Annotated in this window: 12 protein-coding genes and 1 pseudogene; 4 read left to right on the forward strand and 9 right to left on the reverse strand. The window is 43.6% G+C overall.

The features are described from left to right. Position 1: 1 nt before the first annotated feature. Both ubiE and rmuC read right to left on the reverse strand, forming a co-directional pair. A complete protein-coding gene (ubiE, locus tag L9Q40_RS16980; protein WP_014230498.1) occupies positions 2–781 on the reverse strand; it encodes a bifunctional demethylmenaquinone methyltransferase/2-methoxy-6-polyprenyl-1,4-benzoquinol methylase UbiE in 780 nt (259 codons plus the stop codon). 77 nt (positions 782–858) lie between these two features. After that, positions 859–2391: a DNA recombination protein RmuC gene (rmuC, locus tag L9Q40_RS16985; RefSeq protein WP_498794030.1), complete on the reverse strand. Its 1533-nt coding sequence runs from the start codon at positions 2389–2391 to the stop codon at positions 859–861. Positions 2392–2560: 169 nt separating this feature from the next. On the opposite strand from rmuC, the gene L9Q40_RS16990 reads away from it, so the two are divergent. Both L9Q40_RS16990 and L9Q40_RS16995 read left to right on the forward strand, forming a co-directional pair. Beyond that, on the forward strand, positions 2561–3469 hold the full coding sequence (locus L9Q40_RS16990) for a DMT family transporter (RefSeq protein ID WP_498794031.1): 909 nt from the start codon (positions 2561–2563) through the stop codon (positions 3467–3469). A 153-nt stretch (positions 3470–3622) separates the two neighbouring features. Further along, the gene (locus L9Q40_RS16995) at positions 3623–6076 is read left to right on the forward strand and encodes a putative bifunctional diguanylate cyclase/phosphodiesterase (RefSeq protein WP_498794032.1); all 2454 of its coding nucleotides are present in this window, start codon (positions 3623–3625) and stop codon (positions 6074–6076) included. A 62-nt stretch (positions 6077–6138) separates the two neighbouring features. Here the strand turns inward: L9Q40_RS16995 and L9Q40_RS17000 are convergent, their stop codons facing one another. Next, positions 6139–6558, reverse strand: a complete 420-nt coding sequence (locus tag L9Q40_RS17000; protein ID WP_498794033.1) for a hypothetical protein — start codon at positions 6556–6558, stop codon at positions 6139–6141. 69 nt (positions 6559–6627) lie between these two features. Between L9Q40_RS17000 and istA the strand changes: the two genes are divergently transcribed. Both istA and istB read left to right on the forward strand, forming a co-directional pair. After that, complete coding sequence (istA, locus tag L9Q40_RS17005; protein WP_050935650.1) at positions 6628–7647, forward strand: IS21 family transposase; 1020 nt, start codon at positions 6628–6630, stop codon at positions 7645–7647. Beyond that, positions 7644–8438: an IS21-like element helper ATPase IstB gene (istB, locus tag L9Q40_RS17010; RefSeq protein WP_050935648.1), complete on the forward strand. Its 795-nt coding sequence runs from the start codon at positions 7644–7646 to the stop codon at positions 8436–8438. The genes istA and istB overlap by 4 nt, the downstream gene beginning before the upstream one ends. 54 nt (positions 8439–8492) lie before the next feature. Here istB and L9Q40_RS17015 read toward each other — a convergent pair whose 3' ends face one another. The 6 genes and pseudogenes from L9Q40_RS17015 to L9Q40_RS17040 form a co-directional block, all read right to left on the reverse strand. Continuing rightward, complete coding sequence (locus tag L9Q40_RS17015; protein ID WP_498794035.1) at positions 8493–9110, reverse strand: AAA family ATPase; 618 nt, start codon at positions 9108–9110, stop codon at positions 8493–8495. Between the two features lie 54 nt (positions 9111–9164). Further along, positions 9165–9333 (reverse strand): annotated as a pseudogene (locus L9Q40_RS17020) (IS3 family transposase); the annotation flags it as partial. A gap of 397 nt (positions 9334–9730) precedes the next feature. Further along, on the reverse strand, positions 9731–10801 hold the full coding sequence (locus L9Q40_RS17025) for a hypothetical protein (RefSeq protein ID WP_498794037.1): 1071 nt from the start codon (positions 10799–10801) through the stop codon (positions 9731–9733). Positions 10802–10872: 71 nt separating this feature from the next. After that, a complete protein-coding gene (locus L9Q40_RS17030; RefSeq protein ID WP_498794038.1) occupies positions 10873–12444 on the reverse strand; it encodes a TnsD family Tn7-like transposition protein in 1572 nt (523 codons plus the stop codon). Positions 12445–12473: 29 nt separating this feature from the next. After that, positions 12474–13901, reverse strand: coding sequence for an ATP-binding protein (locus L9Q40_RS17035; protein ID WP_498794039.1), 1428 nt, complete (start codon positions 13899–13901; stop codon positions 12474–12476). Then, positions 13898–15991 carry a TnsB C-terminal domain-containing protein gene (locus tag L9Q40_RS17040; protein ID WP_498794040.1) on the reverse strand — a complete coding sequence of 698 codons (2094 nt, stop codon included), beginning with the start codon at positions 15989–15991 and terminating at the stop codon, positions 13898–13900. Before L9Q40_RS17040 ends, L9Q40_RS17035 begins: the two co-directional genes overlap by 4 nt. Between the last annotated feature and the right edge of the window lie 27 nt (positions 15992–16018).

The raw sequence follows: 16018 nt of genomic DNA on the forward strand, positions 1-16018 counted from the left end.
CTTAGAATTTGTAGCCGCGGTGCAGCGCCACAATACCACCCGTTAGGTTGTAGTATTTGGTGTTTTCGAAGCCCGCTTCTTGCATCATGCCTTCCAGAGTGTCTTGATCTGGGTGCATGCGGATAGATTCTGCTAGGTAACGGTAACTTTCTGCATCGTTCGCGACCAATTCGCCCATTTTTGGCAACAGGTGGAACGAGTATGCGTCATAAATTTTCGATAATGGTTCGATGACTGGTTTCGAAAATTCCAGTACCAATAGACGGCCACCCGGCTTAAGAACGCGGAACATCGAACGCAGCGCTTTGTCTTTATCCGTTACGTTACGCAGACAGAAGCTGATAGTAATCACATCAAAATAATCATCTGGGAACGGCAGTTCTTCTGCGTTCGCCTGAACGTAATGCACATTGCCCACAATACCATTATCGCGCAGCTTATCGCGGCCGACATTCAGCATTGAGTTGTTGATATCCGCCAGAATCACATGGCCCTGATCGCCGACGATTCGCGAGAATTTTGCTGTCAGGTCACCAGTACCACCGCCAAGATCCAGAATGCGCTGCCCCGGGCGAGCACCACTACAATCGATAGTGAAACGCTTCCACAGACGGTGAACGCCTCCCGACATCAGGTCATTCATGATGTCGTACTTTGCTGCCACGGAGTGAAAAACTTCGGCAACTTTAGTTACTTTTTCTTCTTTCGCCACGGTAGTGAAACCAAAGTGGGTGGTTTCGTTCTCTAATGCATTATTGGATTGCAAGCTTGTGTCCGTCATTCTAATTCCTCTTAGGCAGCACGTTTCACTGCTGGGCGGTTGCTGACAAATAGAGTCGCCCAATGTACTGCGGGCGATTAGTTTACTTTATCCTCAGCCGGATGTCTTTCAACTAACGATTCATTTTCGGAAAATGCTTCACTCTGTGCCAGTTGTGCAAGATCAGAGGAAATTGGGCGCTTAATCTCGACACCAAGTTGCTTGAAGCTTTCTGCCTGTCGAATCACATTACCGCGACCTGTGGCAAGTTTGTTCATCGCGCCTTGATACGTTTGATTGGCTTTATCCAGCGCCCCGCCCAAACCTTCCATATCATCAATAAACAAACGTAGTTTGTCGTAAAGTTTGGTCGCTCGCTCTGCAATCAGTTTCGCGTTTTCATTCTGACGTTCATTTCGCCATAAATTATCAATGGTACGCAGCGCCACCAGCAAGGTAGTCGGGCTAACCAAAATGATGTTCTGCTCCATCGCGTCTTTAACCAAACTCGGATCAGCCTGAATAGCGACCTGAAAAGCGGGTTCCACCGGAATAAACATCAAAACGTAGTCGAGGCTTTGGATGCCTTTGAGTTTGTGATAATCCTTCATGCTTAAGCCCTTGATGTGCGCACGCAGCGCAATAAGATGGGCATTCAACGCTTGATCTCGCTGTGCATCGGTTTCCGCGTTGAAGTAACGCTCATACGCCACCAAAGCCATTTTCGAGTCGACTACAACTTGCTTATTTTGCGGAAGGTGAACAATCACATCAGGTTGATAACGCTTACCTGCTTCATTTTGCAAATTCACTTGCGTCTCGTATTCGTGCCCTTCTCGCAAACCAGATTCTGCCAGCACACGGGCAAGAACCACTTCGCCCCAGTTGCCTTGCTGCTTGTTGTCGCCTTTCAAAGCTTGGGTCAGGTTCACCGCTTCACGCGTCATTTGCTCGTTTAAACGTTGCAGATTTTTTAGCTCATGCACCAGTGTATAACGCTCTTTGGCTTCCTGACTAAAGCTGTCATTGACTTGTTTTTTGAAGCCATCCAATTGCTCTCTTAGCGGAGAAAGCAAGCCTTCTAAGCTCTGACGATTTTGCAGATCCACCTTCGCGGTTTTCTCTTCAAACAGCTGGTTGGCAAGATGCTCAAATTGCTGCTTCAAACGTACTTCTGCTTGTTCCAGTATTTGCAGCTTTTCCGCATTCGACTGATTTACTTGCTCATGGCGCGCTTGCTGCTCTCGTAATTGGGTTTCCAAACGCGATTTTTGCTCACGCATTTTCCCGAGCTCATCGAAATACTGCTGACGCTCTTGTTTGACGGCTTCGAAATAACGAAGCTTTTCCATTGCTGCCATCAACTTGCCGTGTGACTGACGCACTTCAAATGCCGCTTTATCGCGCTCGTCATCCAGTTCATCCAGCTCTTGTTGCGCTTCAGCCAGACGCTGACCCACTTGCTCAAGCTGTTGTTGGTGAAGCTGTTTTTCAGCAGAAAGTTGCTGTTCTAGAAGCTGAGTTTGAGTGATAAAGCGCTGTTTTACCCACCAACCGACCGCCGCTCCGCTGGCTGCAGCGGCACATAGAGTAGAGAGAATGAGAGATTGATGCTCAAGAATCCATTGCATAATAGCGAGTTAGCCTGTGTTTTATATCTATAACAATGGTATTTAGACACTGGATAAATGTCCAGTTTGTTGGATGAAAAATCCTCGCATACACTACCTGCTCAAAATAATATCCTTTGGCTCGCTCAAAATCTTATCGCCGAGCCTTTGAACACGATACAGAGGCATCATGAATGAGCGTCGCGCCCTAGGATTTGGGCTCTCAGCAGTATTACTTTGGTCGACAGTGGCGACCGCATTTAAACTCACATTAGCCGAGTTCACTCCTATTCAGATGCTGTGTATTGCCAGCATCGTTTCTGCTATTGCTCTTATCATCGTATGTGGTGTCCAAGGTAAGTTAAATCAGCTCAGCGATACCTTTCTGTCGAATCCTTGGTATTACCTACTACTTGGCCTGATTAACCCATTAGCCTACTACCTGATCCTGTTTAAGGCTTATGACTTGCTCCCAGCCTCTCAGGCCCAGGCCATCAACTACAGCTGGGCTATCACGCTGACGCTCATGGCAGCGGTATTTCTCGGGCAGAAAATTCGTAGCAAAGACTGGATTGCTTGCGCGTTTAGTTACCTAGGTGTGATTGTGATTGCCACTCAGGGCAACGTGTTAGGTATGGATTTTGAGAGCCCGCTTGGCGTTGGTTTAGCTCTGCTCTCTACATTGCTATGGGCAGGATATTGGATTCTCAACACCAAAAACAAAGCGGATCCGGTCGTGGGCGTGTTACTTGGTTTTCTGGTTGCGATTCCTTTTACTGTTGCGTTAAGCATCTATGAAGGACAAAGCTGGAATACCATCTCGGCCCAAGGCTGGGCTGCGGTGACCTATGTGGGTCTTTTTGAGATGGGGATTACGTTCGTCCTTTGGCTAAGCGCGCTCAAGTCAACACAGAATACGGCTCGCATCAGTAACCTGATTTTCGCTTCCCCATTCATCTCCCTGATGTTACTGGCGACGATTATTGGTGAAGACATTCATCCCTCTACGCTGATCGGGCTGGTATTGATCATCAGTGGTCTGGTGATTCAGCAAGTCAAGTTTGGCAAAAAAGAGAAAACCGCCAATGCCTCTCACTAACAGATGTTATCAATTCGTATTTTTATGAACTGAAGCGTCTTCTACCGCTTGGAATTATTTTATGGTCGGATAGGATACAGCCAAAGCCCAATAGCCATCTCAGCTATATTTTTATAAACACATCATTGGGCGATTCAGGATACCGTACTAATTATGTTTCGCTTTGATATTCCATCTTCTTTATTAGCAGACTGGCAAGATGCCCTGCAACAGTGCTGTAATGCCAACCATGCACAGGGACAAGTCTACGCCTTCAATGACAACGAACAGTGGCAACACAGTGCGTTGTCGACCGCAGAGCAGAACCATGATGCGATTGTTGCCGAGATTGAGCAGATCACCGCTCAATTTACCCCTTTTCAATTAGAAACCGTCAACACAGCTTACGAGCAGCAGATCCTCAGCATCTGTCCGGTGTGGCTACCTAACGGTGATTTGTTTGCCGCGATTACGCTGACTTACACAAACGCACAAAGCCATCACGTGCCAGCGTGGCTGAGCGCCCTTGCGGGTCGGTTTAGTTTTGATGTGAGCCGACGTTACCAACAAGAACAACAACGCCATCTGCGGTATCAGCAAGATCAAAGTCAAATCCCAACATTACAAGAGTTTATCGACTGCCTTGAAGACCATATCTGGATCAAAGGCACCGATGGCCTGTATGCAATGACTAACCGAAGCGTCGAGCAAGCCTGGCAAAAAACCAATCAGGAAATCATTGGTAAAAATGATTTTGACCTTTTCAGCGAACAGCGCGCTGAAAAATTCATTCAAGCTGATATTACAGTGGTTGAAACTGGCAATCAGAATATTGTTGAAGAGTGCCGACAAATCGACTCGAACAATAATCCAACCTGGCTCGAAACCATTAAGTCTCCTGTACGCAATCAAGCAGGTGAGCTGATTGGTGTTATGGGCATGACGCGAAACATCACACGTAGAAAAACCATAGAAACCCAACTAACGTTGGCGTCGAAAATATTCAATAATTCGCAAGAAGGGATGATCATCACCGATCGTGATGCAAACATTATCGATATCAATCCTGCCTTTACGAACATCACAGGATACAGTGCAGAAGAAGTGATTGGTCATACACCGAAAATCCTTCACTCTGGACACCACGATAGCAGCTTCTATCTAAATTTATGGTCTGAGCTACAAGTTAAAGGACAGTGGAAAGGCGAGTTCATCAACCGCAAGAAAGATGGCAGCTTTTACCCTCAACTGGCCACCATCAGCGCGGTAATGGACGACAAAGATCAGCTGATCAACTATATCTGTGTGTTTGAAGACATTTCGGTGCGCAAAGCACATGAAGAAAAGCTGCAGCGAATGGCGTTTTATGACCCGTTGACCAATCTGCCAAATCGTACTCATTTACTTGGATTGCTCGAGCAGCACATCGAAACTGGTCAAAAGAGCCAGCAAAGCTTTGCGACCCTTTTCCTGGATATCGATCACTTTAAGCACATCAACGACAGTATGGGGCATTTTTGCGGTGATCAATTGCTGACCAAACTGGCAATACGTCTGCAAGACACCTTGCATCTCAATGCCCATGTCGCACGAATCAGCGGCGACGAATTTGTAATTATTCTTCCAGAGGCGCAAAGTGATGTCGCGCTGTCCGAAACGGTGGACAGCATCTTAGGTGTATTCCATCAACCGTTTAAGCTGACCAGTCACGAATCATTGCGTGTCTCAGCAAGTATCGGTATTGCCCTGTATCCAACCGATGGTCAAGACAGTGAAACACTGCTGAAAAATGCAGATACTGCCATGTACTTAGCGAAAAAGAATGGCCGTAACGGCTACGCTTTTTATTCACCGGATCTGACTCACAAGTCCATTTCCCACGTGCGAATTCAATCAGCGCTGCACGAGGCAATAGAGAAACAGCAACTGCGTTTGGAGTATCAACCCCAATATAACCTAGAGCAGAACTCTATTGTTGGCGTGGAGGCCCTGTTGCGCTGGCAGCACCCTGAATTTGGCTTAGTGTCCCCTGCTGATTTTATTCCAATTGCAGAAAAAACCGGGCTAATTCAAAGCATCGGCGATTGGGTTATCAGGCAGGCTTGTATTCAGGGCCACGCTTGGCTGGAGTCAGGAATTAATTTCGGCAAAATAGCCGTCAATGTATCCGCACTCCAACTGCAGCAATCGAACTTTATCGACCGGCTTCAGGTGATACTTCAAGAGACTGGTTTTTCCGCGCAGCATTTGGATATCGAAATCACCGAAAGCTTTTTGTTGATCGATCCACAACAGGCCATTGCGTCGTTAAATCAACTGCGAGAACTGGGTATTGAAATATCTTTGGATGATTTTGGTACTGGCTATTCCTCGCTTTCTTACTTGAAGGGCCTACCGATCAACAAGCTGAAGATCGACCGTTCATTTGTGAAAGATGTACCGAGTCATAGCGACAGCAATGCCATCGTTAATGCGATCATCGCTATGGGCAAAACCTTATCGCTTAAAGTCGTCGCAGAAGGGATTGAAACTCAAGAACAAGCACAATACCTGTCAGACAAAGGATGTATTTACGGGCAGGGATTTTTATTTAGCCCATCCGTTACTCCCAACAAGCTATTTCTATAGCGGACCGCCATCAACAGCAAAAGCCGAGTAAGAAATACTCGGCTTTATAACTGCGTCAGAAATTAAAAATCCAGCGTAAAAGAATATATTTGATAGCGATAGGTAATGGATACATGGTTTTCCACATACCGATAATCATCACCAGATAGCTCATTGGTAATGAGATCCCCATTAAATACGATGTGATGCTTTTTATATTTAGCCTCAGCATAAATACCAGTTGATAAACCCAGTTTGGAGTGATTAATTTTTCTCACCTTTCCGTAATTAGGGTGCTCTCGATTGGTGATTAAAAACTCGCCGTTATGATCCTGGTATCCCAACCCAGCCCCAACACCGACTCTATATTGCCAGCCCTCAGGTTTTTCTCGCCCAAATTGGTAGTAGATGATGGGAGTAAAATACAGAGATAAACCCTCTATTTTGGTGCCTTTATTTTTAATAACGCGGTTATTGTCAGCGCCGATGTAAAAATGACCCACTAACGCCGATTTAAAATTGACCCACCTGAGTCAAACTATCCGTTCGTAACATGGACAAAGCGGCGGATTATGATCAATCAGGAGCAACTAGTGGAAATACACGTTTTACATCAGCAAGGGTGCAGCATCCGCCGTATCGCAAAGGAGCTGGGGATCTCAAGGAATACCGTTCGTACTTATCTGCGAGATAGAAGCAAAGCACCCGTGTACCCCGAGCGTCAATCCCGACCAACTAAACTTCAGCCCTACCATGACTACTTGTGTACGCGGATTGAAGCCGCAAAGCCTTATTGGATACCCGCAACCGTCTTACTACGTGAGTTAAAATCACTTGGTTATGAAGGCGGTATAACGATGCTTAAGGAGTACATCAAACAGTACAAACCAAGTACGCCTGTCGACCCTGTCGTTCGGTTCGAGACATTGCCAGGTGAGCAGATGCAAGTGGACTTTACGACCATCACCCATTACGGAGTCCGTGTTAAAGCCTTCGTGGCAACGCTTGGTTATAGCAGAGCGACGTTCGTTCGCTTTAGTGAACGAGAGCGCCAAGAAGACTGGATAGAAGGTCTTGAAGAAGCGTTTGAATACTTCGGTGGCGTCCCCAAAGAAGTTCTGTTCGATAATGCGAAAGCCATCATGATAGAGCGTGATGCATACGGTGAAGGTGAGCACCGCTGGAACCCTGCACTGCTCACCGCAGCCAAGAAGTACAATTTTAAACCGAGAGCCTGTCGTCCATATCGCGCAAAGACCAAAGGAAAAGTGGAGCGATTTAACTCCTACTTGAAGAATAGTTTCGTCACTCCTCTTGCGGCGACACTCAAGCAACACGGACTTAAAATCACCGTCGATGTTCTTAATGGACATATCGGCGCATGGCTAGAAACCGTCGCTCACCAACGAACTCATGGTACGACAGGTGCAAAGCCTCAGGTTCTCTTAGATGAAGAGCGCTTTACACTTCAGTCGCTACCATCGCCGACACGCCCAGTCACACCACTAACAATAAGCGATAGTGTGATGCCACTTGAGAGCTTCCAGCACCCACTCTCGACGTATGATGCGTTGTTGGAGGTACGACCATGAACCTTCAAATGAGTCGTATCGAGGCTGCCTGTGCAACGCTGAAGTTACAAGCTATCGGTCAGGAGTGGCCGAGACTGGCAGAAGCAGCCAACAGTCGTGAACTGAGTCTAGCCGATTACTTAGAGTCACTTCTGAACGCTGAACTGGAAGCGCGAGCAGAACGCACAAGAGCCACACTGACTAAGTTCGCCAGCTTCCCAATGGAAAAAACGTTCGATGACTATGACTTCAAGTTCGCAACGGGTGCCCCAAGAAAACAGCTCAAGGAGTTAACAGGGTTAGCCTTCATTGAGCGAAAGGAAAACGTGGTATTACTCGGCCCAAGTGGCGTTGGTAAGAGCCACCTTGCAGTGAGCCTTGGCCAAATAGCGGTTCAAAAGGGCCTAAAGACACGGTTCATCACCGCAGCAGACTTGATGCTTCAGCTATCTACAGCAAAAGCTCAGGGTAAGCTTGAAAGCTACTTGAGACGAAGTGTACTCGCACCTAAGCTACTTATCGTCGATGAAATCGGCTACTTACCGTTCGGCAGAGAAGAGGCCAACTTGTTCTTTAACGTCATCGCCAAACGTTATGAGCAAGGCAGCATTATCGTGACCAGTAATTTGCCGTTCTCTCAATGGTCAAATGCGTTCGCCGATGATACAACGTTGACGGCGGCATTACTCGATAGACTTCTTCATCACTCGCACATTGTACAAATCAGCGGTGAAAGCTATCGATTAAGAGGAAAGAAAGCGGCTGGAACCATACCAGCGGTTCTAGAAAGTCTATCTGAAGGCAAAAGTTAATTGTATGGGTGGGTCAATTTTACTTCGGCGATAACGTCGATAAGTGGGTCAATTTTAAACTGGCGTTGACAGAGGCACTCCGATTCCAATTTCAAACTCTCTTGGGGGGTATTTACGAGTTGAACTTAAATAGTAAACTGATTTCGAAAATGCCTCTATCAACTGATTTATATGACTAAAATCAACTTTCTCACAGTCTAGACGAAAGTCTTTAACTGTCATTTCGACTTCCTCCGCAGAATCTTGGAGGATATATGTTCCAATAGGAGCGTCAGCATCAAGTGATTGCAAAAAAAGGTATGAACATCCAAATTGTTGAACCTCTATTTCCTGAATTACTTCAGCATCTAAGCCGTTCTGGAACACCTTGAATCTAACAGAAGAACCATCTTCCCAACTTAATGTAAAACTCATTCCAGGTTTGTTATTATGAGCAAGTTCTACATGGGATGCACCTCTAATCGACTCACTTGTATAGTCCAGTATCGACGATTGATACATGGGTACTTCACTTTTTTTAAAACTATCTGCAAGTAATAATACTGCTCGCAAGATCGAGCTTTTTCCTGAGTTGTTGTACCCGAAAAGCAAGGAAACAGGGGATATGTCCACTTGTTGGAAACTTTTAAATGCCTTGAAATTGCTTAATCCGATTCTTTTTAATGCCACCATAGTATCCCCGTTATTTTAGTTTTTATCTCAAAATATTAGTCAATAGCCACCGAGTCAGTAGACACTGTTGGTCTTCTCTCATATTGCTTCTCATACTCTACAGGTGACAATTGATCATTGGAACCATACCTACGTTTTATGTTGTAGAGCATCTAAAACATTCAAAGATATCCTTGCGAGTATCTTCTAGCGTAGAGTAGATTTTACATTTAATGATTTCTCTTTCCATAAACGATGCATGTGATTGCTCCCACAATATTCACCGTCATCACATAGCTCACTGTCTACTTTCGATAGCCAGAAATCCCAAATGAGGCTAGTCCGATGGGGGATTATCGGTACTTTGATCGCTGAGACAAAGACTTAAAGATACTAAGCATTCTCACCTGAATACGAAAACATTATTCCTTATAGCTACACCAGCAATAGTCTCAACAGCGACACCGTCTACTTCAATTCGCCTAAGTTCAGGTTATTCAAAGTAGGTGGGTTTGAGCCAAATAACTAAATCAAAAAACATCCAATAGCCTGTTTGTAGTAACAATAACTATCGTGCGCTCGCCAGCCAATTCTAATATCGTTAAAGCGATATGCAGTACCAACGTATATCGCTTTAACGATTACTTAATCGAAAATTCGACAGGGCTCCATGGTAAAGAGTTGCTATGATTGAAATCATACCCTTGTTCACGCATAACTTTTACCAGAGAAGATGACTCCAAAATAAAATCCTGACAAACATTGGATTCATCAAGCTCCTGATAATTGTCTTGGCTAACAAGACATTCATGGGAATTAGGGCATTTATCACAACTAAAATTATTTGGAACCATAATCATTTCATGAAGTTGGCCTCTAAATCCTATCGGTTGACGAATAATCATCATGTTTTCTAAGAGGTAGCCATATAACATTTCAACATCGTCACTGAAAGCTTTAACAAATAGCTCCGATTGCCCTAGATTAAAAGCACGCCTACTCCCCTCCTTATACCCCTCTTGCAACGCTCCAGCTAGAGAAAGCCAATCAACCTCACTGTATTCAGGCGTAATCGTTTCAAGTTCAAAAGCATATTCACGAATAAACCAGCCAAAGTCATTAAGGGTACAAAGTGTTGGTTTGACAGGAAAAATAATTCCTTGTTTCACTCGCTCGATGGGAGCCCCCATAGTGCCGGCAACGTTAAGCTCACCAATAGATTCACCCCTTAGGATACTGTTGAGTTGAACAATTGTATTCGACCGACCTTTAACCTTCAGTTGATTTAAAGGGGACGAGTGTTTGTCACAAAAAGTCCTCGAAATCCAGTCTCGATGAAAGTATCCAAAACCAAATTCAGCAATATATTCGGTAACACATTCCTGACAAAATCTAATCGGTATTTTTCGAGATAACTGACCGTAAACTTTGCGACCATAAAACGTTTTGCCTAGCGCTCCATAAAGCCAATTGTAGGTATAAACCAATGAGTCATTCTCAATCCTAATCATGCCAGCTTGAAGTAGCTTAGTAATCAAAAAATCGTCAGTCATATCGTTAAAAACAAAGCCAACCTCTTTGGCTAAACAAGGATCTTTATACCAATAGCCATCAGAAGATATGAGATCATGGTACGCATCTACCTCAAGCCCCCACAATGCAAGCCTTCGAAACATAAAACTATGTAGTGATTCATCTTTTAAGTAATCCATTTACTATAAAGCACCTCATTGCCAGACAATAAAACTTGTATTCAAAAAGCGACTAACCGTAGACACATAAATCAGTGCGATTTCACAGCATAAAATTCATAATAAGCCTCTAACGTTAACGGTAGTTTATCTTTTTTGGATGTTAGCCATCCGTGTGAACCAAGCATTCTATCCAGTTCAGTTCGAGAAATAATCCGATCAGATAACTCCAAAATTGCAGTTATCTGCTGTGATATTAGCTCATCCCTTTCATTCCAATTAACTCTATCAACACGCCTAACTTTTTGGGACTCAGGAAGGTGACTCTCCAGCCAATCAGGACAATGAAAATATAGCCAGAAAAAAGCTGCCTCACATGATTGCTTGATTTTCTGGCGATTTGAACTTGGGTGAAGTCGACAATAACGCAGTATTTTACATTGGTGGCGTCGTTTCAAAGAATCATATCTACACTTCTTCCGCCACGCTACGAGCCTATCAGTCGCAGTTATGATCTGTTCAACACTACCAATTGAAATGCCTATTGCCTGAGCAATAACTGCTCGGTGAAAGCCTTTATACGCCATATTAACAACCTTTCGTTGAACCTTAATTGTGATTTTATTAGGTTTCAGGTTCACGGGAATATTATTCTTCAAGGCAATACTCTTAACATAGCACCTGCTTTTTTTTATTCTTCTACTTACCGCCGCCATTGATAATCCAGCTTTCAATAAGCCACAGCACAGCTCTTCTTTATGTACTGAGGCACTCGAAACGCTCTGAAAGGAACCTTTAAGCTCATTAATTGGATCACAACAAGATAGATAAAACTCCAACATTAAGTGCTTGAAAGGGTGTTGTGGATACTGGCCCGATAGTAATGAAGATACAAAACGATAGTCTTTCTGTGACCGAAGAGACAAACCAGACTGTGTAAGAAAGAGCTCTTCTGATAGTTCAAATAAATCATTGGTGAGCTTCTTCCGTTTGATTCGACCACTTTTCGTCAAACTACCATTAGAATTTAATTTTCGTAAATAGCTGGTATTTAAGTCCTTAAGGCTTAAATTGTCAGGTTGTAGTGTTTGGACTTTATTCGCTACGAACGCTGAGAAATTATGTGCCAACTCACTACAATGATTAGTTGGATGACTTACATCGGGAAGCAAGTGATCATTGACATGGCTGCGAGTTGGTAGTTCATTGTGCACCAACCATATTTTATGCTTAGCGCAAGCTTCAACTCCAGGGACTTGATGAACAAGATGCCAATAAGCGGCACCATATTCATAAATATCGTCTTTTGCACATAAAGGACAATGCTTCACAGCTAAGCGTTCCTTACTACGAAAAGTAGATAGCTGACTAGCTCTTATGATGTCATTTGAACGTGAAGAAGTATTCTCGATGTCATTTCGATATTTAGGTAGATAATAGGAAAATAGTGGCCGAAGAGTTTGACGTAACAAAAGAGTTTTTGGCGATTCACTGGTGAATTGGGCGATAACGTCTAGATTAGACGTAAGGTAAGGGTGAATCGCAGCTCTTCCCTCACCCATAAGCTGTTGCTGAGCTTGCTTAGAGGACAGTTCACCAATGGCTAGATGACGGCATATACGGCTAAACAGAGACTCATCAGGTAGTACGGTTGGTAGTTGCATGATGAGCCTCACACCTAAAATTACTCTGGCTAAGTATAGGATAACTCTGAAAGTGGATCTTCTAATACAACATTTCGAGACTTTAAATAACGGATAGGGTTTTCAATACTAGCGGCCTGCTGAAACAAGTCAGGATCTTTAATTCGGCTAATCAAATCTACGGCTTCAACCAACTCAACAAGCTGAGGGGCAAATTCAGGGTGCTGAGGTTTTGTTATATCTCCGGTCCTATCGACAGTTTTAACCGCAGGTTTTTCCTTTCGTCGAGTATTGCGCTGGTTACCTCTAGGTAAAGAAATTATTGTTGATTTTAGTACATTTACTTCTTCAGTTTGTCTTGAAAGCCCACATGCAAGCGCATTACCCGCTTCTAACGTTGCTGGGGTAATTCGTTCATCGTCAGAGCCAATCACTAACCGTTGTGCCTCTCGATATGTTCGACTCGCCATATCAATATTGCCAACTGAGAGTGAGTGAAGCTTATCATTCAGGTCTTTCGTTAAATCTGTATAAACACTAGTCCACTGATAATTCCATAACTGCTCTACAAAAGCATTCCATGAGACACTATCTCTCTTTAATACAGACATTGTATGATGGTAACCACTTTCAGCCCTACGAGCAGCCTTAAGCTCTTTAATTAATGAGTCATCAAAGGGAGGATTAGCAACAAAGAAAATAGGCACGCCTAGTTTATTCATTAACCTATGTAAGAATTTCAATAGGTTGTTTTCTCCCCCAGTTCGCTTGAACTTAAGGTTCTGCATTTCATCAATGACAAGCATACCGAGAAAACTAGACTTCATACGCTGCTCTAACTGCCGAACTAAAGCACCTATTGTACCCGCTGGTTTTGTTTTTACTCTATCCAGAGTAAGATCCAGTGTTGACAGAATTTCTTCACACAGGTCCCTAACGCTTGAGTTGCTTGGACAATCCACTTTGACCCAAACAACTTGCTTCTTAAATTCTAATAATTGCCCTTTATAAGACCCATGTTCAATAACGTTCGGAAAATAGCCAAGCACTTGCTCAACCATTGAAGTTTTACCTACACCACTTTCACCGATTAAAGTAAGCCCATCTCCTTTCGGCTGAAAGAATCCTGTGCGAGGTTCAATATCAGGCCTTTCATCAACCAAATAGTGTAAGTATTGAGCGGTGGTTGGACTAAGTGGGTTTTTAGCGGAGTAACCCTTTTTTATAGCCCTTTCAACAGCTCTAAAACACGCTTGATAATCAGTTAGTGGCTGTCTAATCTCTTCAATACGATTCAAGTATTCATCGCGAACTAATGGATCTGGGTGATCAGCTATTTCTTCTGAATAGTCAGGGTAATTACTAAAAACTTCCATGACACTTTCCCAAGCTTTCTTAGCCGGTAGCGCTTCTATAAGGGGGTTCCCTCGATGCTCGGGCAGAATTGCATCCTGATATATAGCAGATTCAACTCTCATGCTCCGCCTCCATTCGTTCTTCTTTTTCTACCTTTTGGCAACGGAATAACCTTATTACCTACGAAGAAAGTATCAGGAGCATCATTGGTAACGGAAGTCTCAGGCTCTGGTGTAATCATATTTGTTGTCGCTTCTAATTCTTCCTTACGACGCCTTCGGATGTTTCGCGTCTTATCTCTAAAAGAGACTTTTTCCGCATTTTTACTTCTATTCTTGGCTTGTCTTGTTATGTCCTGCCGATGCTTATGAGCCTCTATTGAGGAAGTTGAGATTGGAGCCTGTTCCTTCTTAGTATCAAGCCAGTCTCTAATAAAGTCTGATTCAAACATAGATTTATCACTCAGCATTCGACTTCGAGGCAACAGATCACATCGGATAAATTCTTTGTTTTTATCAAATCGAACATAAATATAATTCGTTGTATTTTCATCAATTCGAGCGTCTAACCTCCAACGTCCTGATGACCTAGCGACAGATGCTAAATTAAGCTCTTCAACTTTTGAACACGAGTAATACATGCCATTAAAGTAAATTCCGCTTCGAGTCATGCTTACTTCTGCTGAAGGCAGCAATCTAGCTACAACTTCATCATAATTAGCTAACTGAAGTTCGTGCCGATGTTTTGAAAGGTGTATTTTCCAATAGTTCTGAGGGGTAGGAGACAGGTCATGCGCTATGAGTAAAGGGCTAGCAAAGGCTAAATCGTCAAGAATAGAGCGATTATGTTCTAGCACCGCTTTTATTATTTCAGCTGTAAGTTCTTTGAGTGTATAAATCGCGTATTTTCTAGGATCTCGGTCACCCCGAACAACCTGACCACCTCTTGTAGTACCTAGCAACTCATGGAGTACTTCTTTGTTGATGATGTCAAAGCGCTTCTCTACAACACCTTTACAATCGGGTCTATAGGGTGGAGTAAACGATAATTTTGTCATAGGAGTCAGTTTATTTTTTGGCTGTACCCCAATCATTTCTCCATTATCACAAACTAGTTCTTTAGGAATATGCGCACACGGCCACTCAGAGTCATCAATATCTATGCCGAAGCTCTTACAGTACGATGACTTAGGTAAGAAACTATTTGTCAGAGCCTGACGCGCAGCGCGCCACGAAGCATGATAAAGCGATACATGCATACCAACGATCATTCGGCTTGCTCTATCAGCTACAATATAAATCGTCGGTCGACCCAAAACATATTGAGCCCCTAGCTCAGACACAATATGTACATCCGCGACTGTTGCATCAATTTCGAAACAAGCACCGGGAAGATAACTTCGATCTGTAATGCTACCTAGAGCACTCCTTTTGTTTCTGAGGTAGTCACTCTCGGACGTTCGTTTCTTAATAATCTGCTCTTTACTAAATAGCTTTGTTCGCCAGTAACTAAACTGCTTTTTAGTTGGCACTAAAGGAGGCCTACTGCACGCTTTAGCCAAGTTTATCTCTTTCGAATAACTGTCTTTGAGCAAGTTTTCATAGGTTTTTGTCAGCGTCAACCCTGACTCTTTGAGGAAATACTTCTTTAATGCTTTTTTGAAGTTACGCTTATCATCATCACTCACAATAAACTTAGCTGCTCTATCAACAGCTATGGTTCTTGGTTGTTTCGGTGCTCCCAATGGTTTCGTTGTGGGTGTTCGGTCTAGCCCAGAACCTCCGCTGTTCGAGAATGCAGGTAACATAGCCATTCTATCCTGCCCATTTCGCCAATACTGGGTAAGTAACCTAGCTAAAGACTTACGGTCTACGCCAACTCCTTTTGCATATTTCGCAAGTTGAGAGGCACGTTTCTTAGTTGCATAATCAAAAATAAAGCAGCTATCAAATACAATACCTTTGATTAGGTCATAATTTTTATCTCGACGCCTAATATGACTATTTGGGATGTTTTCCTCGTCAACTAAAAGATAAGCTGGCAATTCATATTCTGCCTTTTGGGCTTTACTGCTAGAAACAAGTTCAATGAAACCTTCTAAAGAGACGGCAATAGGCCTTACCGTCGTGGAATTATCGCTTAGCGAGAATAAAATGACAGCCTCTACATCCTGCATGATATCCAACAGACGATAATTTCCTTCTTCAAGCAAGTTCGACTCATTCACATTCCATACACT

This window comes from Allocatenococcus thiocycli, from assembly GCF_921292965.1.
GTDB classification, from domain to species: domain Bacteria; phylum Pseudomonadota; class Gammaproteobacteria; order Enterobacterales; family Vibrionaceae; genus Vibrio; species Vibrio natriegens.

Coding starts and splice junctions, on each gene's coding strand:
- ubiE (WP_014230498.1), bottom strand. CDS start 781: ATGACGGACACAAGCTTGCAATCCAATAATGCATTAGAGAACGAAACC.
- rmuC (WP_498794030.1), bottom strand. CDS start 2,391: ATGCAATGGATTCTTGAGCATCAATCTCTCATTCTCTCTACTCTATGT.
- L9Q40_RS16990 (WP_498794031.1), top strand. CDS start 2,561: ATGAATGAGCGTCGCGCCCTAGGATTTGGGCTCTCAGCAGTATTACTT.
- L9Q40_RS16995 (WP_498794032.1), top strand. CDS start 3,623: ATGTTTCGCTTTGATATTCCATCTTCTTTATTAGCAGACTGGCAAGAT.
- istA (WP_050935650.1), top strand. CDS start 6,628: ATGATCAATCAGGAGCAACTAGTGGAAATACACGTTTTACATCAGCAA.
- istB (WP_050935648.1), top strand. CDS start 7,644: ATGAACCTTCAAATGAGTCGTATCGAGGCTGCCTGTGCAACGCTGAAG.
- L9Q40_RS17015 (WP_498794035.1), bottom strand. CDS start 9,110: ATGGTGGCATTAAAAAGAATCGGATTAAGCAATTTCAAGGCATTTAAA.
- L9Q40_RS17025 (WP_498794037.1), bottom strand. CDS start 10,801: ATGGATTACTTAAAAGATGAATCACTACATAGTTTTATGTTTCGAAGG.
- L9Q40_RS17030 (WP_498794038.1), bottom strand. CDS start 12,444: ATGCAACTACCAACCGTACTACCTGATGAGTCTCTGTTTAGCCGTATA.
- L9Q40_RS17035 (WP_498794039.1), bottom strand. CDS start 13,901: ATGAGAGTTGAATCTGCTATATATCAGGATGCAATTCTGCCCGAGCAT.